This window comes from Rathayibacter sp. AY1C2, from assembly GCF_002931195.1.
Lineage (GTDB): Bacteria > Actinomycetota > Actinomycetes > Actinomycetales > Microbacteriaceae > Rathayibacter.
Genome location: NZ_PSWG01000028.1, coordinates 1 through 22,756, shown reverse-complemented (window position 1 = coordinate 22,756; position 22,756 = coordinate 1). Strand labels below are relative to the sequence as shown.

Sequence of the window (22,756 nt, the reverse complement as noted above, 5' to 3'; positions counted from 1 at the left end):
GTGGGGTCCGCGCGGCGGCTCGACCACAAGATGTGGTGGTCGGATCGCATCTCGGGGCATGCCCGGACGGTACGCCCGACCACCGACACCGCGAACGGTCAGAAGAGCTGCGCGGCCCACTCCCGGGCGACGGCGCGCAGGTGCGGGAACGGGTCCGCGAGGGCCGCGGACGAGGAGCCCGCCGCCTCCGTCAGCGACACCGCAGCGGTGAAGCCGGGAGTCGGCGCCGCGATCGCCCCGGCGACGAGGAGCGTCCGCGCCCCGGCCGCCTCGGCGAGCGCGAGGACGTGCACCGGGACCTTGCCGGCGGCGGACTGCGCGTCGAAGCGCCCCTCCCCCGTGATGACGACGTCCGCGCCCGCGAGGAGCGCCGGGAGCCCGATCGCCCGTCCGACGGCGCCGGCGCCGGAGGTCGTACGCGCGCCCCAGGCGAGCAGCCCGAAGCCCGTCCCGCCAGCCGCCCCGGAGCCCGGCGCATCGGGATCCGCGTCCAGGTGCGTGGCGAGACGGCGGAGGCCGCTCTCGAGGAGGAGGACGTCCTCGGGGCCGGCCCCCTTCTGCGGTCCGAAGACGCGGGCCGCCCCGGAGTCGCCGAGCAGCGGGGTCGCGACGTCGCTGAGCACGACCGCACCTCCGGGCGGCAGAGGACGCAGCGCGCGGAGGTCGGCGGCGGCGATCGCGGGCAGCGCACCGCCTCCCTCGCCGAGGTCGCGGCCGGAGGCGGTGGAGAAGCGTGCGCCGAGCTCGCGGAGCGCTCCGACTCCGCCGTCGGTCGAGGCGCTGCCGCCGATCGCCAGCAGCAGGGCGTGCGCCCCCGCGTCGAGGGCGGCGGCGATCGCGCGGCCGAAGCCGCGCGTGTGCGCGGTGAGCGGTCGGAGCGGGTCGAGCAGCGTGATGCCGCTCGTGGAGGCGAGCTCGACGACGGCTGTCCCGTCGGGGAGCAGCAGCCACCAGGCGCGGACCGGCCGGTCGTCCGGGCCGGGGACGATGACCGGCCGCCGAAGCGACCCCGGGACCGCGAGTGCGAAGGCCTCGACCGTGCCCTCTCCTCCGTCGGCCATCGGCGCGAGGACGATCTCGTCCCCCGGGCGCGCAGCGCTCCAGCCCTCGGCGATCGCCCGCGCGACCTCGACCGCGCTCGCCGACCCCTTGAAGGAGTCGGGCGCGACGACGACCCTCAGCCTGCCCACGCGCTCAGTGTGGCACCGCGCCGCCGCTCAGAGCGGGGTCGCGAGCCGGTAGCCGCGCTTGATCACCGTCGCCACGAGCCGCGGTTCGGGGAGGGCCTGACGGAGGCGGCTGACAGCGACGTCGACCGCGTGGTCGTCGAGAGCCTCCGGCGCGGAGGCCGCGAGGACGTGACGCGCGACGGTCGCGCCCTCGGCGGCGACGAGAGTCCGGAACAGCGCGAGCGCGACCGGGGTCAGCGCCACCCGGGTCCCGGCCAGGACCGCGTGCCGGCCTCGGAGCTCGAGAGTGCCGAAGGCCGTCTCGATGCGGGGCGACGCCTGCTCGAGGTGCTCGCAGGTCAGGCGGATGAGCGCGCCCATCCGGAACCGGTCCGGCACGACCGGGAGGATCCCTGCCTCGACCAGGGGTGCTGCGGTCACGGGGCCCACGGCGGCGGCGACCACCGTCTCGCGGAAGGCCGCCTGGAGGTCGTCGAGGCGGCCCGCGGCCTCCGCGACCGTGAAGAGCGCCTCCACCGCCGGCGCGCTGGTGAAGGTGACGGCGTCGATGCCCCCTCCGCAGACCGCGTCGATCAGCCGCAGCACCCGGGCGGAGTCCTCGTGCACGCTCCAGCGGTAGGGCGCGGCCGTGAGCACCCGGGCGCCGGCGTCGCGGAGACGCTGCAGCTGAGCCGGGTCGGTGAATCCGTGCAGCTGCACCGCGATCGTGCGGCCGGCGACGCCCTCGCGCAGGGCCAGGTCGACGAGGGAGGTGGTCGTCTCGCGCTCGCTCATCCCGTGGTCGTCGAGACCCGCCGCACGGATCGCTCCGCGCGCCTTGGGTCCCCGGACGAGGATCCGCGCGGAGGACAGCGCGTCGGCCAGCTCGATCCCCGCGGCGTCCGCGGCCTCGAGCCAGCGCCGCAGGCCGTAGGAGGTGGTGGCGAGGAGCACGTCGGGACGGGCGGCGACGATGGCGCGGGTCTCCTCCTCGAGCGCGCCCTCGGTGTCGACGCCGCGCATGCGGATGGTGGGGGCGTGCGTGACGGCGGCACCGCGGCGCTCGAACGCGGCGATCAGGTCCTCGGAGCGGCGGTCGGAGGTGACCCCGATGCGGAAGCCGTCCAGCTGGTCGGGTCGGAACCCCACGGCGGTGTCGGGATCGGTGCCGGTCATGCTCGGCCCCCTCGGGGTCTCACGCGGTCAGTGCATCGACCGCTCGGGCGATGCTCTCGGGGTCCCCCGCATCATGGCACGCGGCCTGCCGGACCACCTCGCCGATGACGATCACGGCGGGCGAGCGCGGTGCCAGCTCGGCGAGCAGGCCGAGCACTCCGCCGACCGACGAGACCGTCGTGCGCTGGTCGCGCGACCAGCCCCGCTCGACGATCGCGAGGGGCGTGTCGGCGCGCATCCCGGCGCGCTGCAGCCCGGCGACGAGGTGCGGGAGGGTGTTCACGCCCATCAGCACCACGATCGTCCCGCCCAGCCCGGCCAGATGGCCGAGCTCCTGCTCGCTGAACGGCGCATGGCCCGAGACCACGGTGAAGGCCCTGCTGACCTCGCGGTGGGTGACCGGGATCCCGGCGGCGGCGGGCACCGAGATCGCGCTGGTCACTCCGGGGACGACCGTGGAGCCGACGCCGGCGAGCCGGCACGCGCGCACCTCCTCCGACCCGCGGCCGAACACGAACGGATCGCCGCCCTTCAGGCGCACGACGTCCAGACCCGCGAGGGCCCGCTCGATCATCAGCCGCTCGATCTCGTGCTGCGGCACCGCATGATGACCCGGCGTCTTGCCGACGTCGATCAGCTCGGCGCCGGGCGCCCACTCGGCCAGGCCCTCGTGCGGACCGAGCCGGTCGTAGAGCACCACGTCCGCGTTGCGGAGGGCGCGGCGGGCGGCGAGGGTCATCAGATCCGGATCGCCGGGGCCGCCGCCGACGATGCTGACGTGCCCGACCGGCCGGGTCGGCGCGGGGGCCTCGTCGACGATCCAGGGGCAGAGCTCGGCCGCCGCTGCTCGGAGCGGCGCCGGCCCCTCCACCCACACGATCAGGGCCGGGGGCGCCGGGGTGAGCGCGTCCTCCGCCTCGTGCCGCTCGACGAGTGCGCCGGCGGCTCGGTAGCGGGCGAGCACGCGGCGGGTCCCGGAGGCGGTGCCGATCACGAGCACGCGGCGTCCGGCGAGGTCGAGGGAGAGCTGCATCACGAGTCCGATCCGATCCCGGCCGGACCGACGGGGATCCTCGGCCCCGCGACCAGCACGGGTCCGTCCGGTCTCTCGTCCCGGCCGGCGGGCCGGACCTGCCCGCGCTCGCGCACGGTCGCGACGCGCGGATCCGCGGTGTCCGGGGCGTTCACGAAGGAGCGGAAGCGGCGGAGCCGGTCGGGATCGGCGAGGGTCGCCGCCCACTCGTCGACGTAGGTGTCGACGTGCGTGGCCATGGCGGCCTCCAGCTCGGCGGCGATGCCGAGCGAGTCCTCGCAGACCACCTCGCGCACGTGCTCGAGTCCGCCGGGGAGCTCCTCCTGCCAGCGTGCGGTCCGCTGGAGCCGCTCGGCCGTCCGCACGTAGTACATGACGTAGCGGTCGATGTAGCGCACCAGGGTCTCGTCGTCGAGGTCCTGCGCGAGCAGCTGGGCGTGCGCCGGCTGGTAGCCGCCGTTGCCGCCGACGTAGAGGTTCCAGCCGAGGTCGCTCGCGATGACGCCGATGTCCTTCCCCCGCGCCTCGGCGCACTCGCGGGCGCAGCCGCTGACCCCGAGCTTGAACTTGTGCGGCGAGCGGAGACCCCGGTACCGCTCCTCGAGGAAGACCGCCATCCCGACCGCGTCCTGGACTCCGAAGCGGCACCAGGTCGATCCGACGCACGACTTGACCGTGCGCAGCGACTTGCCGTACGCCTGACCCGACTCGAAGCCGGCGTCGACGAGGAGGCGCCAGATCTCGGGCAGCTGCTCGAGGCGGGCGCCGAACATGTCGATCCGCTGCCCGCCGGTGATCTTCGTGTAGAGGCCGTACTGCTCGGCGACCTCGGCGATCACCTTGAGCTTCGCCGGCGTGATCTCGCCCCCGGGGATCCGCGGGACGACGGAGTAGGTGCCGTCCTTCTGCATGTTGGCCAGGGCGCGGTCGTTGGTGTCCTGCAGCGGCGCCTGGCCGCCGTCGAGGATGTAGGCGTTCGTCTGGGTGGCGAGGACGGAGGCGATCACCGGCTTGCAGACGTCGCAGCCCAGCCCGGAGCCGAAGCGCTCCATCACCTGCTCGGCCGAGTGCAGCCCGAGGATGCGGACCGACTCGAACAGCTCGCTGCGGCTGAGCGCCACGTGCTCGCAGAGGGCGCGGGAGACCTCGACGCCCGCACGGATCAGCTCCGTGTCGAGCAGCTTCTTCACCAGGGGCACGCACGATCCGCACTGGGTGCCCGCGCGGGTGCAGGCCTTGAGCGGCCCCAGCTCGGTGCACCCCTCGCCGATCGCGTGGCGGACCTCGCCGACCGAGACGTTGTTGCACGAGCAGACCTGGGCGTCGTCCGGAAGGTCGCCCGAGGGCGCCTCCGCCCCCGCCGCCGCGAGGTAGGCGCCGGGCTCGGCCGGCAGCTCGCGCCCCAGCAGCGGGCGGAGGGAGGAGTAGGGGCCCGCGTCGCCGACGAACATCCCGCCGAGCAGCGTGCGCGCATCGTCCGAGACGACGACCTTCTGGTAGAGACCGCGGGCCGGATCGGCGTAGACGACCTCGAGCGCTCCCTCCGTGGTGCCGAGGGCGTCGCCGAAGCTGGCGACCTCCACGCCCGAGAGCTTGAGCTTGGTGGCGTCGTCGACCCCCGGGAAGGTCGCGTCGCCGCCGAGGATCCGGTCGGCGACCACCTCCGCCATCGCGTTGGCGGGTGCGACGAGCCCGACCGTGCGGCCGGCGATCGCGGCGACCTCGCCGATGGCCCAGACTCCCGCCCTGCTGGTGCGGCAGGCCTCGTCGACGACCACGCCTCCGCGCGGTGCGACCTCGATCCCGACCGCTCGGGCGAGCTCGTCGCGCGCCGTGATCCCGATGGAGAAGACCACGAGATCGGCGCTGATGCTGCTGCCGTCGGTCAGCGCGACTCCGAGCACCGTCCCCGTCGGCGAGGTGAGGATCGCGGTGGGCCGGTTGCCGAGGTGCAGCGCGATCCCCTGCGCCGAGATGATGCGGCCGAGGGCCTGCCCGGCGCCCTCGTCGAGCTGCGCGCTCATCAGCCAGCGGCCGGAGTGGACGAGGGCGGTGCGCGCACCGAGCCGGTGCGCGCCTCCCGCCGCCTCGAGGCCGAGCAGACCGCCGCCGACCACGACCACGATCGCGGGGCGTCCGCGCCGGGCGCGGAACGCGGCGAGCTCGGCGACGAGCCCGTCCACGTCCTCGAGCGTGCGGTAGACGCGGCCGTGCTCGGCGCCCTCGATCGGCGGGACCGTGGCGGAGGAGCCCGTCGCCAGGACGATCTCGTCGCCCTCGAGGGAGCGGCCGTCCGCGAGCTCGACGCGCAGGCGGTCGGGATCGATCGCGACGACACGGGAGGAGGTGATCAGCCGCGCCGACTCCCACAGAGCGCCGTCGCCCAGAGTCAGGTCGTGCTCGCCGTCGAGGCGCTTCGAGAGTGCGACGCGGTCGTAGGGACGGTGCACCTCCTCGCCGAGGACGGTGATCTCCAGCGCCTGGTCGCCGGCCCGGGCGACGAGCGCGTCGACCAGGCGGTGCGCGGCGGGTCCCGCTCCGACGACGAGCACGCGTCGGGGCCGGGCGGCGGGGTTCGCTCCAGGAGTCATGACGTCCACCGTAGGGACGGCCCGTTTCCCCGCCGTTGCCCCGGTGTAACAGCGTGTGACGCGCGCCTCTCGGCGAGCGCCGCAGGCCGTGAGGGCTTCGTTACGCCCGTGACACCGAAGGCGTGCTCGCACGAAACGCGCGATCCCTACCGTTGCCTCATCGCGTCCGACCGGATGCGGTGGCCCACCCGCAGGAAGAAGGCGCAGCGATGACCCTCCTCGATCGGCTCGCCCCCGCGACCGCCACCACCTGGGTGCCGGTCTGCGCCGTCGGCGACCTCGAGCCGCTCTGGGGCGAGGCCGCCCTGGTCGGCGGTGTGCAGCTCGCCCTGTTCCTCCTGCCCGACGGGCGGGTGCGGGCCGTCTCGAACCTCGACCCCGCGACCGGCGCGGCCGTGCTCTCGCGCGGCATCGTCGGCTCGCGTCTGGTCGACGGGGTGCAGCGGCCCACGATCGCCTCGCCCCTGCACAAGGACGTCTTCGACCTCGAGACCGGCGCCTGCTTCACACGAGCGGAGCTGCACCTCGCCACCTGGCAGGTGCGCGAGAGCGACGGCACGATCGAGGTCGCTCAGCGGACCGCTCTGGTCGCCGCATCCCACGGGACCTCCGACGACGACGGGAGGCGTGCCGTCGCCGCGCTGGTCGAGGCGGTCCGCCGGGCCAACCCGGCGCTGGACGTGCTCGACTCCTTCGTCGACGTGCAGCAGCCCGACGTCCCCGCGACCCTGGGCTCTCTCGAGCCGGGCCGGCCGGCGGTGGTCGTGCCGCTGCTGCTCTCGGCCGGCTACCACGTGCACGTCGACCTGGCCGAGGCCGCGGCGGAGGCGGAGCGGCCGGTGCGGGTCTCGGGCGCGCTCGGACCCGATCCCCGCCTGGCGCGCGTGCTCGCCCGCCGGCTCCACGAGGCAGGGCTCGACGACGGCGACCGCGTCGTGCTCGCCGCTGCCGGCTCGAGCGACGCCGGTGCCGTCGCGGACTGCTGGACCACCGGCCGCCTCCTCGCCGCCGAGCTCGGCCGCGAGGTGAGCACCTCGTTCATCTCGGCCGCCGAGCCGCGGATCGCGGAGGCGGTCGCCGCCGAGCGCGCCGCCCACCCCGGCGCGCGCGTCGTGGTCGCCACCTACCTGCTCGCGCCCGGCTACTTCGCCGGCCTGGCCGCCTCCGCGGGGGCCGACCTCGCCTCCGCTCCCCTCCTCACCGCCGTCGATCCGCCCGCCCGCGAGCTGGTCGACATCGTCTCGGAGCTGTTCGGGCGCAACGCCTGACGCCTCCTCCCCGCACCACCACCGCTCCACCTCCCCGTCCCGAGCGCGCCCTCGCGCGCGCCGCCCACCCTCCGGAGGACCACGATGACTGCTGCACCCCCGACCACCGTCCCCACGACCGCCGCCACATCCACCGGCATCATCCGACGGCCGGGCCGCTGGATCGACGGCTGGAACCCCGAGGACCCCGCCCAGTGGGAGGCGGAGGGACGCTCCGTCGCCGCTCGCAATCTGAGGTGGTCGATCTTCGCCGAGTTCCTCGGCTTCGTCGTCTGGCAGCTCTGGTCGGTCGTCGTCGTCTCGCTGCCGGCGGCCGGGTTCGCCTTCGACACCGGGCAGATCTTCTGGCTCATCTCGATGCCGAGCCTCGTCGGCGCCACCCTGCGGATCCCGTACACGTTCATGGTCCCCCGCTTCGGCGGCCGCAACTGGACGATCGTGTCGGCGGGCCTCCTGCTGATCCCGAGCGTCGGACTCGGCATCGCGGTCTCGAATCCGGAGACCCCGTTCGGCGTCATGCTCCTGGTGGCCGCGCTCGCCGGCTTCGGCGGCGGCAACTTCGCCAGCTCGATGGCGAACATCACCTTCTTCTACCCGCACGCGCAGAAGGGCTGGGCTCTGGGGCTCAACGCCGCGGGCGGCAACCTGGGCGCCTCCGTCGCGCAGCTCGTCGTGCCGATCGCGATCACCGTCGGCGCCGCGGCCACGCTGAACCTGCCGATCGCCGGCTTCCTCTGGGTCCCCCTGATCGTCGTGGCGATGATCGGCGCCGCCAAGCGCATGGACAACCTCTCGACCGCGAAGTCCGACGTCGCCGCCTCCCTCGCCGCGCTCCGCGAGCCGCACCTCTGGCTGCTGGCCGTGCTCTACATCGGCACCTTCGGGTCCTTCATCGGATTCGCCGGCGTGTTCCCGAAGCTCATCGCCGACACCTTCCCCGAGTTCTCCGGCTTCGCCGTCGGCTCGGCGACGGTCGGCCTCGCGTTCCTCGGCTCCCTGGTGGGCTCGCTGTCCCGCCCCTCCGGCGGCCGTCTGGCCGACCGCTTCGGCGGAGCGCCTGTCACGGTCCTCGCCTTCGTCGCCATGGGCGCCGGGATCCTCGGCGTGATCGCGACACTGCCGCTCGGCAGCTTCTGGCTCTTCCTCGCCTGCTTCCTCGTGCTCTTCTCGGCGGCCGGCATCGGCAACGGCGCGACCTACCGCATGATCCCCACGGTGTTCGCCCTCCGCGCCCGCCAGCGCGGCGACGACGGCATCGGCGCCCAGCGCACGTCCGCCGCGGCGCTCGGCCTGATCTCGGCGATCGGCGCCTACGGCGGCTTCGTGATCCCCCAGCTGCTCGGCTTCTCCAAGACCGAGTTCGGCGACTACACCACGGCGCTGGGCTGGTTCGTCGGCGCCTACGCGGTGATGCTCGCGATCACGGCCGGCGTCTACCTCCGCCTCGCCGCGAAGACGGGGACCCGGATCTGACGATGAGCGCCCCCGCCCCGACCGACTCCCACTGCCCGTACTGCGCCCTGCAGTGCGCGATGACGCTGACACCCGCGGCGGGCCCCGTACCCGTGGCGGTCGAGGGGAGGGAGTTCCCGACGAACCGGGGCGGGCTCTGCGCCAAGGGCTGGACCTCCGCCGAGCTGCTGGCGAGCGGACAGCGCCTGGTCTCCCCGCTGCTGCGCGGCGCCGACGGCGTCCTCGCGGAGGCGTCGTGGGAGGAGGCGCTCGACGCGGTCGCCGGGGCGGTGCGCGGCGTCCGGGAGCGGCACGGCGCCGACGCGGTGGCCGTCTTCGGCGGCGGGGGCCTCACCAACGAGAAGGCCTACCAGCTCGGGAAGTTCGCTCGGATCGCTCTCGGCACCTCCCGGATCGACTACAACGGCCGCTTCTGCATGTCCTCGGCCGCGGCGGCCGGCAACCGCGCCTTCGGCGTCGATCGCGGACTGCCGTTCCCGGTGTCCGACCTCGACGACGCCGACACGATTCTGCTCCTGGGCTCGAACGTCGCCGCGACGATGCCGCCGCTTCTCGCCCACTTCGCCGGTGCCCGCTCGCGGGGCGGCCTGGTGGTCGTCGACCCGCGCCGCTCGGCCACCGTGCGGCTGACGGAGGAAGGCGCCGGCACGCATCTGCAGCCCGCCCCGGGGACGGATCTGCCGCTCCTGCTCGGGCTGACCCACCTGGTCTTCGCCGAGGGCCTCGCCGACACCGCCTACCTCGCCGCGCGCACGACCGGCGCCGAGGCGGTGCGCCGCAGCGTCTCGGCGTGGTGGCCGGAGCGCACGTCCGCGGTCACGGGCGTGCCGACCACGCTCCTCCGCTCCCTCGCGCGCCGGCTCGCCGCGGGGCGGTCGTTCGTGCTGACCGGCCGCGGGGTCGAGCAGCACGTCGACGGCACCGACACCGCGACCGCCGCGATCAACCTCGCTCTCGTGCTCGGCCTGGTGGGCCGCGAGGGGTCGGGGTACGGCACGCTCACCGGTCAGGGCAACGGCCAGGGCGGACGCGAGCACGGCCAGAAGGCCGATCAGCTCCCGGGGTACCGCTCCATCCGCGATCCGGAGGCGCGGCGCCACGTCGCCGCCGTCTGGGACGTGACGCCCGAATCGATCCCCGGCCCGGGCCTGCCCGCCACCGCCCTGCTCGCCGAGCTCGGACGCTCCGTGCACTGCCTGCTGGTGCACGGCTCCAACGTGGTCGTCTCGGCTCCGGACGCCGACGCCGTCCGCGCCGGGCTCGAGGCCCTGGACACGCTGGTCGTCTGCGACTTCTTCCTCTCCGAGACCGCCGCGCTGGCCGATGTGGTGCTCCCGGTGCCGCAGTGGGCGGAGGAGGAGGGCACGATGACCTCGCTCGAGGGCCGGGTGCTCCGCCGCCGCCGGGCGATCGACCCGCCGGCGGGAGTGCGCAGCGAGCTCTGGATCATGAGCGAGCTGGCGCGCCGTCTCGACGCCCCCTCGAGCTGGTCGGCGGTCCCCTCGGAGGTGTTCGACGAGCTGGCCCGCGCGTCCGCGGGAGGCGTGGCCGACTACTCCGGCCTCTCGCACGCCCTGCTCGACACCGGGATCGCCGCCCACTGGCCCTACCCCGCGGGCGGCACGGGGACGCCGCGCCTCTTCGCTGAGCGCTTCGGGCACCCCGACGGCCGGGCGCGCCTGGTCGCCGTCATCCCCGCCGTCCCTGACGTCGTGGACCGCGGCGAGGAGCTGACCCTCGTGACCGGCCGCTACCTCCAGCAGTACCAGTCGGGCACCCAGACCCGGCGGGTCGCGGAGCTCGATGCGGCCCGCCCCGAGGCTCGACTCGAGATCCACCCGGCGACCGCCTCCCGGCTCGGCGTCCGCGACGGAGCACCTGTGGCGATCGGGAACGCGCGCGGCGTGGTCCGCGCCCGCGCGAGCGTCACCGCGGACATCCGCCACGACACGGTGTTCCTGCCCTTCCACTACGCGGGTGAGCAGTGCGCGAACCTCCTCACCGAGGCCGTCGTGGACCCGGTGTCGTCGATGCCCGAGTTCAAGCGCACGCGGGTCTGGGTCCGCGCGGAAGGGACGGCACATGCCTGAGACACCTCCCGAGCGGATCGTCCTGATCGGCTATGGCCCCGTCGGCTCGCGCTTCGTCGAGGAGCTGCTGCCGGCCGTGCGGGCCGGTCTGGTCGCGCTGACGGTGGTCGGCGCCGAGAGCGACGACCCGTACAACCGTGTCCTGCTCGCGGAGTACGCCGTCGGCCGGGCGACCCGCGAGCGCCTCGACCTCGGCGACCGGACGGCGGCGGAGGCGGCGGGCGTCGTCCTGCGCCTGGGAGCGGCCGTCGTGGGGATCGACCGCGCGCGGAACGTCGTGCGGCTGCACGACGGCGAGCGGCTGCCCTACGACCGCCTCGTCCTGGCCACCGGCGCCCGGGCGAACGTGCCGACCCTCGCCGGGATGGAGCGGTCCCGACGCGAGCGGACGGTGCGCGCCGCCGATCCGGAGTCGCTCGACGCGGGCTCCCGGCCCCTCCCGGAGCGGGTGGTGGCGCTGCGCGACCTGGCCGACGCCCGGGTGGTCCGCGAGTCCGTGCGCTCCGGCGCGCGCCTCGTCGTGCTCGGGGCGGGAGTGCTCGGGATCGAGTTCGCCCTCGCGGCCGCCGAGCAGGGCGCCCAGGTGGTGGTGGTCTTCCACGGCGACATCCCGATGGCCCGCAATCTCGACACGGGCGGGGGCCGGATGCTGGGCGCGGCCGCCCGCGCGGCCGGCGTCGAGATGGTGGCGCACGCCCGGTCCGAGAGCGTCCTGCTCGCGCACGACGACCGCGGCCGTGCGCACTTCCAGGCGCTCGTCTGCGCTGACGGCAAGCAGATCGAGGGGGATCTGCTGGTGCTCTCGTGCGGTGTCGGTGCGCGGGTCGAGCTGGCCGCGGGCGCGGAGCTCGCCGTCTCGACCGGGATCCTGGTCGATGAGCAGCTGCGCAGCTGGAGCGACCCGGACGTCTTCGCGATCGGCGACTGCGCGCACGTCGCCCCCCGCGGCTCGGCCCTGCCCGACGGCCGCGTGCCCGGCGGACCGAGCGGACTGATCGGTCCGGGATGGGAGCAGGCGGACCGGCTCGCAGCGCGGATCCGGGCGGAGGCGGAGGGCCGCTGCGGCGAGGAGCGCGTCCCCGACGCCCGACCGGCGGTCGTGATGCTGAAGGCCGAGGGCGTCGACCTCGTGGCAGGAGGCGACGTGGCCCCGGAGCCGTGGGACCCGCACCGCCCGGGCGAGGAGCACCTCGAGGTGACGCTGTGGGCTGACCCCGCCCGCGGCGGCTACGCCAAGCTCGTGACCGCAGGAGGAGTGCTGCGCGGGTTCGTCTCGGTGGGTCTGCCCCGGGTCGGCGCCGAGCTCAGCCTCCTCTTCGAGCGGGGCTCGGAGCTGCCGGCGGACCGGTCGAGCCTCCTGCGTCTGGACGCCCCGGATGCGGGCGCCGCGGCGACCGGCGATCCGTTCGCCCCCGATGCCACGGTCTGCTGGTGCAACGGCGTGACGGCGGCGGTGATCACCGATGCGGCTGCGGCGGGACACGGGACGGTCGCCTGCGTCGGGCGGGCGACCCGCGCCGGCACGGGCTGCGGCGGCTGCACCGGTCGTATCGCCGAGCTGCTCGCGCGGACGGCGGTCCCCGCCTGATCGCCGCGAGGACCGGGCCTCGCCGCCTCAGCGGTCGAGCGCCTCCGCGAGGCGCCGGGTGACCGCCCGCAGTTCGAGCTCGACCCCGCGGACGCGCTCGTCGAGAGCCGCCGCGGTGTCGGCGGCCTGCTCGGCGGCCGCCGCATCCGCCGCCTCGGACGAGGCGCGGTCGGCCGCGACCGACGCGCTGAGCTCGTCCAGCGCCTCCCGGAGGCCCGCCGACTCGTCGCGCAGCACGGAGACGTCGCCCTGCACCGCGCTCAGCTCGCCGCGGAGCCCGGCCACCTCGTCGCGCAGGGCCGCCGTCTCGGCGCGCAGCTCCTCCGTGCGCAGCCGCGCCTGCTCGAACCAGGGGGCGACCAGCCGGTGCACCGCGTCGCGGAGCACGACGCCGCCGCGGCCGAGCCGGGTGGGCGCGGAGCCGGGGTCCTGGAGGAAGTCGTGGTCAGTGGTCATCGTCGTGGTCCCGTCCGGAGAAGCGGCGGTGGAACACGTCCATCGCCCGCAGATCCTTGTCCATGATGTCGGCCTCGAGGGTGGTGTCGGCGAGGCGGTCGGCGAGGCCCGGCCGGGAGCGGCGCTCGAGCGAGGCCTCGATCAGCTCGACGGAGCGCTCGAACGAGAGCGGTCCGCGCGCCGCGGCCCGGCCCCGCCGACCGAGCGCCTCGAGGTCCACCGCCCCGCTCGCCACGTCCCGCATCGCCTCGAGGAGCGTCGGGGCGGAGCGGGTGATCTTGATGCAGTCGACGCCGTCGATGAGGAACTCCGCGACTCCGCTGGCCGCCGTCACGATCGGCACGGCGCCCGCCGCGGCCGCTTCGACCGGCGCGACGCCGAACGCCTCTCCGGCCCAGGTCGGGAAGAGGAACGCGTCGGCGCGGCCGTGCGCGGCGAGCACCTCGGCGTGCGGCGTCGCTCCGTGGAACTCGACCAGGCCGGCCAGGCCCGCCTCGTCCGCCCGGGCGCGCCAGCCGTCGACATCTCCGTCGCCGTAGAGGTCCACGCGGAAGTCGCGGGTCTCCTCCGCGAGAGACGCCGCCGCCTCCAGCACCAGCCCGACGCCCTTGTGCTCGCCGAGCGACGCGGCGAACGTGAACCGGGTGGTCCCGCCCTCGCGGTAGCGCCGCGGCTCCGCGGTGTCGGGAGGAACCGACACTCCGCGCCCGATCACCTCGACCTCGCCCAGGCTCAGCCCGCCGGCCTCGATCGCGTCGACGAGGGAGCGGCTGACCGCGACGATCTCGCCGCGGTCGAAGTGGTCGGGGGCGTGAGCGCCGTAGACGCGGAGCACGCGCTCGGGCAGCCCGTCGACCAGGGCGTTCGGGATGCGGTCGCCGAGGTTCCACATCCACGGGGCCTCCACCGCCCGCAGCAGGTCGATCAGCGCGAGGCCGCCGATCCCGAGCAGGTTGAAGGCCACCACGTGGGTCGGCGCGAAGTCGCGCAGCTCCTCGAGCAGGATGCGGGTGTTCTCGAACCGCGAGACGGCGCTCTCGTGGTGCAGCAGCTGAGCGATCTCGCCGCCGGTCTGCGGCAGCGGGAAGTAGGTGCGCAGGCTCAACGTGCGGTGCACCTCGACGCCCGAGGGCTCCGGCGGCAGGTAGGTCGGCGTGGTCAGCACGCGCACGGTGTGGCCGCGGGCCGCCATCGCCTCCGCGACGCGCGCACAGGTCATCTCGTATCCGCCGAGCACCTGGGGCGGATAGAGGTTGCTCACGAACAGCAGGCGCATCAGCGCACCTCCCCTCTCGCGGAGGCGTCCGCCGCGATCCGCGCCGTCACCTCGGGCGTGTAGGCCACGCGGGCCTGGCGGTCATTGCCGCCGTCCCAGTAGTTGACGAGGTAGAGCCCGGACTGCTGCGTGCGCGGCACGAACGGGAACAGCTGGGCCCGGGGCTCGATCTGCGCGATCCGGTAACCGGCGTCGACCGCGCGCACGTGCAGCCAGATGTCGTCGGCGTCCGGGGCGATCTCGCGGAACGCCTCCCCGTGCGCGGCGATCTCGCCGAGGAGCGGGGCGGGCAGCAGCTGCCCGGAGACGGAGGTGCCGAAGACATCGGTCGACGCGCGCGTGTCGGCGACCGGCGTCCAGCTCGTGTACGGAGCCACGGCGCCGTCGACGATCCCCACCCGGTGGGCGCGGTAGCAGAGCACGGTCTCGCGTGGGTAGCGCGAGCGGGCGTCGAGCAGGCCCCTCAGCCAGGTGCGCGGGTACACGATGTCGTCGTCGGAGGTGACGAGGTCGCGCTCCCCCGCCCGGCCCGAGAGCAGGTGCGGGTAGTACTTCGTGTGCACGCGGTAGCCGTCGACCAGGCGGATCTCGACGCCGCGGCGGCGGAGGCGTCGCAGCGGCGCGGGCAGGTCGGCGTGCAGGGCCGGGTCGTCGAGCCAGAGCACCAGGCGCGCGGGCCGGGCGTCGCCGCGGGCGATGGACTCGAGCGCCACGTGGACCCGCTGCAGCCGCTCGCCGTGCGTGGTCATCGTCACCACGACCTCGCCCGCCGGATCGACCGCGGAGCGGCGGGAGAAGCGGTTGGCCAGGTCGAGCAGCAGCAGCTCGCGCCGGAGCGCGGGCGAGGGGTGGTCGATCGGCCGGGCGGCGATCACGGCGGCGCGGCGCTCCGAGAGGCGCTGAGGGGCGGAGCGGACGACCCGGGCCGCGGAGCGCAGCCGCGTGCGGGGGCGGACACGACGGCCCAGCGCCGCGAGGCGCGTGCGGGGCCGGACGCGCCGGCCGACGGCGGCGAGAGCGGGATGCATCGGTCCAGGTTAGCCGGAGGCGCCCGGGGGCCCTGCGCCGGTCAGGACTCGTCGACGACCGCGAAGGCCCGCACCGGGAAGGTCCCGAAGCCCCGCACCTTCGGCGGCACGGCGGTGAAGCGCGCCCCTGTCGCCGGCAGCCCGCCGAGGCCGGTGAGGTGCTCGACGACGTGCACTCCCGCGGCGAGGAGGGCCGAGTGCGCGGGCCGCGATCCGCCCGACTCCGTGTCGTCGATGTTCACCGAGTCGATGCCGACCAGCACCGCGCCGGCGGCGACGAGCGCCTCCGCCGCCACGCCGCTGAGGAAGGGAGCGCCCCTGCCGTACCGGGGCGTGGCGAAGTGCGCGTCCCAGCCGGTGCGGAGAAGGACGGCGGCGCCGCGGACGTCGAGTCCCGCGACCGCGTCCGCACTGATGCCCCGTCCGGTGGCTCCGGTCGCGTCGACCACGACGGCAGGCAGATCGACCAGCGTCTCGAGGCGGAGAGCGGCGAGATCGGCTCCGCCCTCGTAGCGGTGGAACGGGCTGTCGAGGTAGGTGCCCGTGTTCCCGATCATCTCGATGACGTCCATCGCGAACTCGGTGCCGGGCGCGTAGGAGGCGCGGGACGCCTCACGCGTGAGGTGCGGCCGGATGCGCGGAGCGGGCAGGCCCGGGTAGGTCACCAGCCCGTCCGCGACGGTGTGGCTGAGGTCGACGAAGCGGCGCGAGGAGGTCATGCGCCCGATCCTGGCAGGGGCCGGATCGGGCGCACCATCGAGATGCCGCCCCGCGGGGCGGCGTTCCCGCCTCTACTTCTTCGGCAGCGCCGCCGACAGGTCCGCGATCAGGTCGGACGAGTCCTCGAGGCCCACCGAGAGGCGCACCAGCGACTCCGAGACCTCCAGCGGCGTGCCCTTCACCGACGCGTGCGTCATCTCGCTCGGGTAGCCGATCAGCGACTCGACGCCGCCCAGTGACTCCGCGAGCTGGAACAGCTCGGTCGACTCGGCGAACTTCCGGGCGGCGCGCGGCGTCGCGAGCTCGAGCGAGAGCATCCCGCCGAACCGCGACATCTGGCGCTTCGCCAGCTCGTGGCCGGGGTGCGAGGGCAGGCCCGGGTAGTGCACGGCCGTCACCGCCGGGTGCTCGACGAGGAACTCGGCGACCGCCTGCGCGTTGACGGAGTGGCGCTCCATCCGCACCCCGAGGGTCTTGATGCCGCGGACCGTGAGCCATGCGTCCATCGGGCCCGAGATCGCTCCGACCGCGAACTGCAGGAACGCGATCTTCTCGGCCAGCGGCCCCGAGCGCAGGGCGAGCGCGCCGCCGACGACGTCCGAGTGGCCGCCGAGGTACTTCGTGGTCGAGTGCACGACCACGTCGGCACCGAGGGCCAGCGGCTGCTGCAGGGCGGAGGAGGCGAAGGTGTTGTCGACGACGACGATCAGGTCGTGCGCGTGGGCCAGGTCGGCGAGCTCGGCGATGTCGCTGATGGTCATCAGCGGGTTCGACGGGGTCTCGACCCAGAGCATCTTCGTCTCGCCGGGGACGATCGCCCGCTGCACCTCGCGGAGGTTCGACATGTCGACGGCCGTGTTGCGCACGCCCCAGGCGCTGTGCACCCGGTCGATCAGGCGGTGGCTGCCGCCGTACGCGTCGTTGCCCAGGACGACGTGGTCGCCGGGCGCGAGGGCGGCGCGCAGAAGGGTGTCCTCGGCGGCGAGGCCGGAGGAGAAGGAGTAGGCGACGTCCGCGCCCTCGAGCGAGGCGATGAGCTCCTGGAGCGAGTCGCGCGTCGGGTTCGCCGAGCGGGCGTACTCGTAGCCGCCCCGGAGACCGCCGATGCCGTCCTGGACGAACGTGGAGGTCATGTAGACGGGCGGCACGACCGCCCCGGTGGTCGGATCGAACTCCTGGCCGGCGTGGATGGCGCGGGTGTCGAAGTGCTGCTTCTTGGGCATGGTGCGGGCTCCCTGGGTCGGAGGTGCGGAGGCGGCGGCCGTCAGGCCGTGGCGTAGGTGAGGAGGTCCTGTCGGGTGATCACCGCGACGGGCTTGCCCTCGTCGGTGACGAGGAGGGCGCTGTGCTCGGTAAGCGCGGCGCGGGCGGCGGTGATGCTCTCGCCGAGCCCGATCAGCGCGAGCGCGTCGCCCACGCAGTCGCCGAGCGGGTCGTTCATCGAGGCGGATCCGGCGAAGACGCGGTCGAGCAGCTCGCGCTCGTCGACGGCTCCGACGACCTCGCCCATCACGACCGGCGGCTCGGCGGTCAGCACCGGGAGCTGCGAGACGCCGTACTCGGTCATGATGCCGATCGCGTCGCGGATCGTGTCGGTCGGGTGCGCGTGCACGAGCGCCGGGAGGTCGGCCTGCCCGCTCGCCGCCCTCGCGCGGAGCACGTCGCGGACGGTGCCCTCGTCGCGCATCTCGAGGAAGCCGTAGGAGCGCATCCAGCGGTCGTTGAAGATCTTGCCGAGGTAGCCGCGCCCGCCGTCCGGCAGGAGCACGACGACGACGTCGTCCGGCCCGAGACCGGCGGCGGCCTTGAGCGCGACGGAGACGGCGAGCCCGCTCGATCCGCCGACGAGCAGCCCCTCCTCGCGGGCGAGGCGGCGGGTCATCGCGAACGACTCGGCGTCGCTGGAGGCGATGATCCGGTCGACGACGCTCGGGTCGTACGCGCTCGGCCAGAAGTCCTCGCCGACGCCCTCGGTCAGGTACGGGCGACCGCCGCCGCCCGAGTAGACGGAGCCCTCGGGGTCGGCGCCGACGATCTGCACGCGGCCCTCCGACACCTCCTTGAGGTAGCGGCCGACGCCGCTGATGGTGCCGCCCGTGCCGACTCCCGCGACGAAGTGGGTGAGCCGGCCGGCGGTGTCGCGCCAGATCTCGGGGCCCGTGGTCTCGTAGTGGCTGAGCGGTCCGTTGAGGTTCGCGTACTGGTTGGGCTTGAAGGCGCCGGGGATCTCGCGGGCGAGGCGGTCCGAGACGGAGTAGTAGGAGGCGGGGTCCTCCGGAGCGACAGCCGTCGGCGTCACGACGATCTCGGCCCCGTAGGCGGTGAGGACGTTGCGCTTGTCCTCCCCCACCTTGTCCGGCAGAACGAACACGCAGCGGTAGCCGCGCTGCTGCGCGACGAGGGCGAGGCCGATGCCGGTGTTGCCGCTGGTCGGCTCCACGATGGTGCCGCCGGGCTTCAGCAGCCCGTCGCGCTCGGCGGCGTCGATGATGCGGGTCGCGATGCGGTCCTTCGACGAGCCGCCGGGGTTCAGGTACTCGACCTTGACCAGCACGGTCGCCTGGACGCCCGCCGCGACCGGGCCCAGCTTCACCAGCGGGGTGTCGCCGATGAGGTCGAGCACCGAATCGGCGTAGGCCATCCCGGTCTCCGGGCGTGCGGGAAGGGCGCGATCCAGGCTCATCCCGCCAGCGTAGCAACCGGCTGCGGGCGTGTGACGGGGGTGGGCGGAGGCACAGGGAGCGGTCTCGGGAGGGGAGTGCCGCCGGTCGCGCCGGTGCCCTATCGTGGGGGTCCGCGAGCGCCGCCGTCGACCCGGAACGGACCCCGAATGACCTCACCGATCGCCGCACCGCCGCGGCGTCCGGCCGACATCCACCTCCTCCGCCTGCTCGGCCCGGCGCTGGTCGCCGGAGTCGCCTACCTCGACCCGGGCAACGTCGCCAGCAACATGACGGCCGGCGCCCGGTTCGGCTACCTCCTGGTCTGGGTGGTGGTGCTCGGCAACCTGATGGCCTGGCTCATCCAGTACCTCTCGGCGAAGCTCGGCCTGATGACCGGCCGCAGCCTCCCCGAGCTGCTCGGCGACCGCCTGCGCGGCCGCTGGGGCCGCCGGGCCTACTGGCTGCAGGCCGAGACGGTCGCGATGGCGACCGACCTGGCCGAGGTGATCGGCGGCGCGATCGCGCTGAACCTGCTCTTCGGACTGCCGCTGCTGGCCGGCGGCGTGGTCACCGGCGCGGTCTCGCTGGTGCTGCTGCTCGTGCAGACGCGGGGCGGGGCGCAGCCGTTCGAGCGGGTGATCACGGCGCTGATGGTGCTGATCGCCGTCGGCTTCACGGTCGGCGTGGTCGTCGATCCGCCGGACGCGGGCGCGACCGTCGCCGGTCTCGTGCCGCGCTTCGAGGGCTCGGAGTCGGTGCTGCTCGCCGCCTCGATCCTCGGCGCGACCGTCATGCCCCACGCGATCTACGCCCACTCCGCGCTCGCCCGCGACCGCTTCGGCCACGTCGAGGGCGTCGGCGCGCGCCGGAGGATCCTGGTCGCCACCCGGATCGACGTGACGATCGCGCTCGCCATCGCCGGCACCGTGAACCTCGCGATCCTGCTCCTCGCCGCGCACTCCCTCGCGGGAGTCGCCGGGACCGACAGCCTCGAGGGCGCCCACGCGGCCATCGGAGCGGCGCTCGGACCGGTGGTCGCGACCCTGTTCGCCGTCGGCCTGCTCGCCTCCGGCCTCGCCTCGACCTCGGTCGGCGCGTACGCGGGAGCCGAGATCATGCACGGTCTGCTCCAGGTGCGGGTGCCGCTCGTCGCCCGTCGTCTCGTCACGCTGATCCCGGCGCTCCTGGTGCTCGCGATCGGCTTCGACCCGACGCGCGCGCTGGTGCTCAGCCAGGTGGTCCTGTCGTTCGGCATCCCCTTCGCGCTCGTGCCGCTCGTGATCCTGACGCGCGACCGCCGCCTGATGGGCGACCAGACGAACCGCTGGTTCACCACCCTCGCCGCCGCCCTGGCCGCCGTCTTCCTCATAGTCCTGAACGGCCTGCTGCTCTGGCTCACCTTCGCCCCTTGAGCGGAGCGGCGGCGCATCCTGCGGATCGAGCGGGCCCGTTGGGCATCCCGCTGATCGAGCGGCCCGCTCTTCGGGCGTCCCGAGATCCCCCCTGACCGCGCATTGATCCGATCCGAAGCCTCGCTCGTTATCCTCTGAGAGCGCCTCTCAGGCGCCTGCGCCCGCCCCAGGCGCTTTCCGCCCTCAGAACGAGAGACGCCGCCGTGGCCAAAGACACGATGTCCGCCAAGAACCGCGCCCGACAGGAGAAGCTCGAGGCCTACAAGCGCGAGCAGGACCGCCGCAAGCGCGGCTCCCGCATCTGGATCTGGTCGCTGTCGGCCCTGGCCGTCCTCGCGGTCGGCGGGATCGTCGCGGTCACCGTCTTCGGGAACCAGCAGATCGTCGAGGCGCGCGAGATCGACGGCCTGCAGACCTTCGACAACGACGCCACCCACGTCGCCGGCGCCGTCGACTACCCGCAGACCCCGCCGGCGGGCGGCCCGCACAACGCCGTGTGGATGAACTGCGGCGTCTACGACGAGCCCGTCCCGAACGAGAACGCGGTGCACGACCTCGAGCACGGCGCCGTCTGGGCCACCTACGACCCCGAGCTCCCGCAGAGCGAGGTCGACGCGCTGATCGCCGCGATGCCCGACACCTACTCCGTCGTCTCGCCCTACGAGGGCCTCGAGTCGCCCATCGTGCTGAGCGCCTGGGACGCCCAGGTCGCGATCGACTCGCCGGAGGACCCCCGCATCGACGCCTTCGTCGAGCGGTTCTGGCAGTCCTCGAGCGCTCCGGAGCCCGGCGCCCCCTGCACCGGAGGGATCGATGCGCCCGGCAAGCAGTAGGGGCCGGATCCTCGTCGCCGCGGTCGCCGTGGTCGCGCTCCTCCTCGGGGCGGCCGGCGGCTACCTCTTCGGCGCGCTCGCCCCGTTCGCCTCCGCCGCGACGCCCTCGAGCGCCAGCGCCGAAGCGGGCTTCGCGCGCGACATGCAGGTGCACCACCTGCAGGGCGCCGAGCTGGCGATGATCGCCCGCGAGCGCAGCGCCGACGACGAGGTCCTCACTGTCTCGAAGGACATCCTGCTCACCCAGCAGCAGCAGGCCGGGCAGCTCTTCGGCTGGCTGAACTCGTGGGGCCTGCCGCAGGCTGCTCCGGAGCCCTCGATGACCTGGATGGGCCGGCCGACCCTGGCCGGAGCCGCCGACGAGCACTCGTCGATGGGGATGGGGACCGAGGACGGCGTCGTGCCCGCGAGCATGCCCGGTCTCGCGACACCGGACCAGATCACCGCCCTCAGCAGCGCGTCGAGCCGCGACTTCGACCGGATGTTCCTCGAGCTGATGATCGCCCACCACCGCGGCGCGATCGACATGGCCGAGGCGCTGCTCGCCCGGAGCCGCGTGACGGTCGCCACCGACTTCGCCTCCTCCGTCGTGAAGGCCCAGGAGGCCGAGATCTCGCTGATGGAGCAGATGCTCGAGGACCGCCCGGCGGAGTGACCGCTTCCGGCGCGCACGACATCGGCTGAGAGTGGTGCGCCTCCCCCACCGGGGAGGGGCACGTTCTCTCCGCCGACGCCGTGCACGGGGCCCGGCGACTCAGACGGCGTCGGCCGCGAGTAGCCCCGCAAAGTCCGGCCGCCGATCCGCGGCTCAGCCCTGGAGGGCCGACTCCGTCTGCTGCGCGTAGAGCGAGGCGTAGAGGCCGCCGAGGCCGAGCAGCTCGCGGTGGGTGCCCGATTCGACGATCCGGCCGCCCTCGACGACGTGGATGACGTCGGCCGACACGATGGTCGAGAGCCGGTGGGCGATCGCGATCGTGGTGCGGCCGCGGGCGGCGTCGTCGAGCGCGGTCTGGACGATCCGCTCCGAGACGGTGTCGAGGGCGCTGGTCGCCTCGTCGAGGATGAGGACCGCCGGGTCCTTCAGCAGGACGCGCGCGATCGCGAGCCGCTGCTTCTCGCCTCCGGAGAGCCGGTAGCCGCGCTCGCCGACCAGTGTGTCGTAGCCGTCGGGGAACGACGTGATCGTCGCGTGGATGTTCGCGGCGCGGGCGGCCGCCTCCAGCTCCTCCTGCGTCGCGTCCGGGCGGGCGTAGCGGAGGTTGTCGCCGATCGTCGCGTGGAAGAGGTAGGTCTCCTGGCTGACGATGCCGATGTGCGAGACGAGCGACTCCTGCCGCAGCTCGCGCACGTCGGTGCCGGCGAAGCGCACCGCTCCCCCGGCCACGTCGTAGAGGCGCGGGACGAGGTACGAGATGGTGGTCTTGCCCGCGCCGGAGGGACCGACGAAGGCGACGAACTGGCCCGGCTCTATGGCGACCGAGACGTGGTCGAGCGTCGGGCGCGCGTCCTCCGCCTGGTCGGGGTAGCGGAACACGACGTCGTCGAGCTCGACCCGGCCGAGCTCGCCCGAGACCTCGCGTGCATCGGCCCGGTCCGTGATCGCCGGGCGCAGGTCCAGGTACTCGAAGATGCGAGCGAACAGCGCTCCGGCCGTCTGCAGGTCGAGCGCGACGCGCATCAGGCCCAGGAGCGGCCACATCAGGCGCGCCTGCACGGTGGTGAAGGCCACGACGGTCCCGGCGGTGACGGTGGTGCCGCCGAGGATCAGCCAGGCGGCCACGAGGTACACGATCACGGGGATGACGGAGAGGAAGATCTGCACCATCGCGAAGAACCACTGGCCGGACATCTGCTGCCGCACCTGGAGCTCGATCTGGCGGCCGTTCTCGTCGGCGTAGCGCGTCACCTCCGACTCCTGGCGGCCGAAGCTCTTGGCCAGGAGGATGCCCGAGACGCTCAGGGTCTCCTGGGTGATCGCGG

At 74.2% G+C, this 22,756-nt stretch carries 18 protein-coding genes; 7 read left to right on the top strand and 11 right to left on the bottom strand.

Annotated elements, in window-relative coordinates; all coding sequences use genetic code 11:
• Positions 1–98: 98 nt before the first annotated feature.
• The 4 genes from C5C55_RS15125 to nirB are packed head-to-tail and all read right to left on the bottom strand — an operon-like array spanning position 99 to position 5,969.
• On the bottom strand, positions 99–1,181 hold the full coding sequence (locus C5C55_RS15125; protein ID WP_104234483.1) for a glycerate kinase: 1,083 nt from the start codon (positions 1,179–1,181) through the stop codon (positions 99–101).
• 36 nt (positions 1,182–1,217) lie between these two features.
• Positions 1,218–2,345 (bottom strand): uroporphyrinogen-III synthase, encoded by a 1,128-nt coding sequence (locus C5C55_RS15120; protein ID WP_104234480.1) that lies wholly within the window; start codon positions 2,343–2,345, stop codon positions 1,218–1,220.
• Between the two features lie 19 nt (positions 2,346–2,364).
• Positions 2,365–3,378, bottom strand: a complete 1,014-nt coding sequence (gene cobA / locus C5C55_RS15115) for a uroporphyrinogen-III C-methyltransferase (RefSeq protein ID WP_104234482.1) — start codon at positions 3,376–3,378, stop codon at positions 2,365–2,367.
• On the bottom strand, positions 3,378–5,969 hold the full coding sequence (gene nirB, locus C5C55_RS15110) for a nitrite reductase large subunit NirB (RefSeq protein ID WP_104224354.1): 2,592 nt from the start codon (positions 5,967–5,969) through the stop codon (positions 3,378–3,380). Before nirB ends, cobA begins: the two co-directional genes overlap by 1 nt.
• Before the next feature lie 209 nt (positions 5,970–6,178).
• Between nirB and nirD the strand changes: the two genes are divergently transcribed.
• The 4 genes from nirD (at position 6,179) to C5C55_RS15090 (ending at position 12,388) form a co-directional block, all read left to right on the top strand.
• Positions 6,179–7,237: a nitrite reductase small subunit NirD gene (nirD, locus tag C5C55_RS15105; protein WP_104224353.1), complete on the top strand. Its 1,059-nt coding sequence runs from the start codon at positions 6,179–6,181 to the stop codon at positions 7,235–7,237.
• 84 nt (positions 7,238–7,321) lie between these two features.
• Positions 7,322–8,710, top strand: a complete 1,389-nt coding sequence (locus C5C55_RS15100; protein WP_104224352.1) for an MFS transporter — start codon at positions 7,322–7,324, stop codon at positions 8,708–8,710.
• 2 nt (positions 8,711–8,712) lie between these two features.
• The gene (locus tag C5C55_RS15095) at positions 8,713–10,800 is read left to right on the top strand and encodes a molybdopterin oxidoreductase family protein (protein ID WP_104234479.1); all 2,088 of its coding nucleotides are present in this window, start codon (positions 8,713–8,715) and stop codon (positions 10,798–10,800) included.
• Positions 10,793–12,388: an NAD(P)/FAD-dependent oxidoreductase gene (locus C5C55_RS15090; RefSeq protein WP_104234478.1), complete on the top strand. Its 1,596-nt coding sequence runs from the start codon at positions 10,793–10,795 to the stop codon at positions 12,386–12,388. The genes C5C55_RS15095 and C5C55_RS15090 overlap by 8 nt, the downstream gene beginning before the upstream one ends.
• 27 nt (positions 12,389–12,415) lie before the next feature.
• Here the strand turns inward: C5C55_RS15090 and C5C55_RS15085 are convergent, their stop codons facing one another.
• The 6 genes from C5C55_RS15085 to C5C55_RS15060 form a co-directional block, all read right to left on the bottom strand.
• Complete coding sequence (locus tag C5C55_RS15085) at positions 12,416–12,844, bottom strand: hypothetical protein (RefSeq protein ID WP_104234477.1); 429 nt, start codon at positions 12,842–12,844, stop codon at positions 12,416–12,418.
• Positions 12,834–14,120 carry a glycosyltransferase gene (locus tag C5C55_RS15080; RefSeq protein ID WP_104234476.1) on the bottom strand — a complete coding sequence of 429 codons (1,287 nt, stop codon included), beginning with the start codon at positions 14,118–14,120 and terminating at the stop codon, positions 12,834–12,836. The genes C5C55_RS15085 and C5C55_RS15080 overlap by 11 nt, the downstream gene beginning before the upstream one ends.
• Positions 14,120–15,148, bottom strand: a complete 1,029-nt coding sequence (locus C5C55_RS15075; protein WP_104234475.1) for a glycosyltransferase — start codon at positions 15,146–15,148, stop codon at positions 14,120–14,122. The genes C5C55_RS15080 and C5C55_RS15075 overlap by 1 nt, the downstream gene beginning before the upstream one ends.
• A gap of 41 nt (positions 15,149–15,189) precedes the next feature.
• On the bottom strand, positions 15,190–15,867 hold the full coding sequence (locus C5C55_RS15070) for a cyclase family protein (RefSeq protein WP_104234474.1): 678 nt from the start codon (positions 15,865–15,867) through the stop codon (positions 15,190–15,192).
• A 72-nt stretch (positions 15,868–15,939) separates the two neighbouring features.
• On the bottom strand, positions 15,940–17,091 hold the full coding sequence (locus C5C55_RS15065) for a cystathionine gamma-synthase (protein WP_104224345.1): 1,152 nt from the start codon (positions 17,089–17,091) through the stop codon (positions 15,940–15,942).
• Between the two features lie 41 nt (positions 17,092–17,132).
• Positions 17,133–18,509, bottom strand: a complete 1,377-nt coding sequence (locus C5C55_RS15060) for a cystathionine beta-synthase (RefSeq protein WP_104234473.1) — start codon at positions 18,507–18,509, stop codon at positions 17,133–17,135.
• 189 nt (positions 18,510–18,698) lie between these two features.
• Here C5C55_RS15060 and C5C55_RS15055 point away from each other — a divergent pair, with 189 nt between their 5' ends.
• From C5C55_RS15055 to C5C55_RS15045, 3 genes are all read left to right on the top strand, one after another.
• The gene (locus tag C5C55_RS15055; protein WP_104227179.1) at positions 18,699–19,943 is read left to right on the top strand and encodes an Nramp family divalent metal transporter; all 1,245 of its coding nucleotides are present in this window, start codon (positions 18,699–18,701) and stop codon (positions 19,941–19,943) included.
• Positions 19,944–20,146: 203 nt separating this feature from the next.
• On the top strand, positions 20,147–20,776 hold the full coding sequence (locus C5C55_RS15050; RefSeq protein ID WP_258062955.1) for a DUF3105 domain-containing protein: 630 nt from the start codon (positions 20,147–20,149) through the stop codon (positions 20,774–20,776).
• Complete coding sequence (locus tag C5C55_RS15045; protein WP_104234472.1) at positions 20,757–21,431, top strand: DUF305 domain-containing protein; 675 nt, start codon at positions 20,757–20,759, stop codon at positions 21,429–21,431. Before C5C55_RS15050 ends, C5C55_RS15045 begins: the two co-directional genes overlap by 20 nt.
• A gap of 153 nt (positions 21,432–21,584) precedes the next feature.
• Here C5C55_RS15045 and C5C55_RS15040 read toward each other — a convergent pair.
• On the bottom strand, positions 21,585–22,756 hold a 1,172-nt coding region (locus tag C5C55_RS15040), incomplete at its 5' end, for an ABC transporter ATP-binding protein (RefSeq protein ID WP_104234471.1).

What these genes read in the sequence shown, in the direction of transcription:
- C5C55_RS15120 (WP_104234480.1), bottom strand. Translation starts at nt 2,345, where the DNA reads ATGACCGGCACCGATCCCGACACCGCCGTGGGGTTCCGACCCGACCAG.
- cobA (WP_104234482.1), bottom strand. Translation starts at nt 3,378, where the DNA reads ATGCAGCTCTCCCTCGACCTCGCCGGACGCCGCGTGCTCGTGATCGGC.
- nirB (WP_104224354.1), bottom strand. Translation starts at nt 5,969, where the DNA reads ATGACTCCTGGAGCGAACCCCGCCGCCCGGCCCCGACGCGTGCTCGTC.
- nirD (WP_104224353.1), top strand. Translation starts at nt 6,179, where the DNA reads ATGACCCTCCTCGATCGGCTCGCCCCCGCGACCGCCACCACCTGGGTG.
- C5C55_RS15100 (WP_104224352.1), top strand. Translation starts at nt 7,322, where the DNA reads ATGACTGCTGCACCCCCGACCACCGTCCCCACGACCGCCGCCACATCC.
- C5C55_RS15095 (WP_104234479.1), top strand. Translation starts at nt 8,713, where the DNA reads ATGAGCGCCCCCGCCCCGACCGACTCCCACTGCCCGTACTGCGCCCTG.
- C5C55_RS15090 (WP_104234478.1), top strand. Translation starts at nt 10,793, where the DNA reads ATGCCTGAGACACCTCCCGAGCGGATCGTCCTGATCGGCTATGGCCCC.
- C5C55_RS15085 (WP_104234477.1), bottom strand. Translation starts at nt 12,844, where the DNA reads ATGACCACTGACCACGACTTCCTCCAGGACCCCGGCTCCGCGCCCACC.
- C5C55_RS15080 (WP_104234476.1), bottom strand. Translation starts at nt 14,120, where the DNA reads ATGCGCCTGCTGTTCGTGAGCAACCTCTATCCGCCCCAGGTGCTCGGC.
- C5C55_RS15075 (WP_104234475.1), bottom strand. Translation starts at nt 15,148, where the DNA reads ATGCATCCCGCTCTCGCCGCCGTCGGCCGGCGCGTCCGGCCCCGCACG.
- C5C55_RS15070 (WP_104234474.1), bottom strand. Translation starts at nt 15,867, where the DNA reads ATGACCTCCTCGCGCCGCTTCGTCGACCTCAGCCACACCGTCGCGGAC.
- C5C55_RS15065 (WP_104224345.1), bottom strand. Translation starts at nt 17,091, where the DNA reads ATGCCCAAGAAGCAGCACTTCGACACCCGCGCCATCCACGCCGGCCAG.
- C5C55_RS15060 (WP_104234473.1), bottom strand. Translation starts at nt 18,509, where the DNA reads ATGGCCTACGCCGATTCGGTGCTCGACCTCATCGGCGACACCCCGCTG.
- C5C55_RS15055 (WP_104227179.1), top strand. Translation starts at nt 18,699, where the DNA reads ATGACCTCACCGATCGCCGCACCGCCGCGGCGTCCGGCCGACATCCAC.
- C5C55_RS15045 (WP_104234472.1), top strand. Translation starts at nt 20,757, where the DNA reads ATGCGCCCGGCAAGCAGTAGGGGCCGGATCCTCGTCGCCGCGGTCGCC.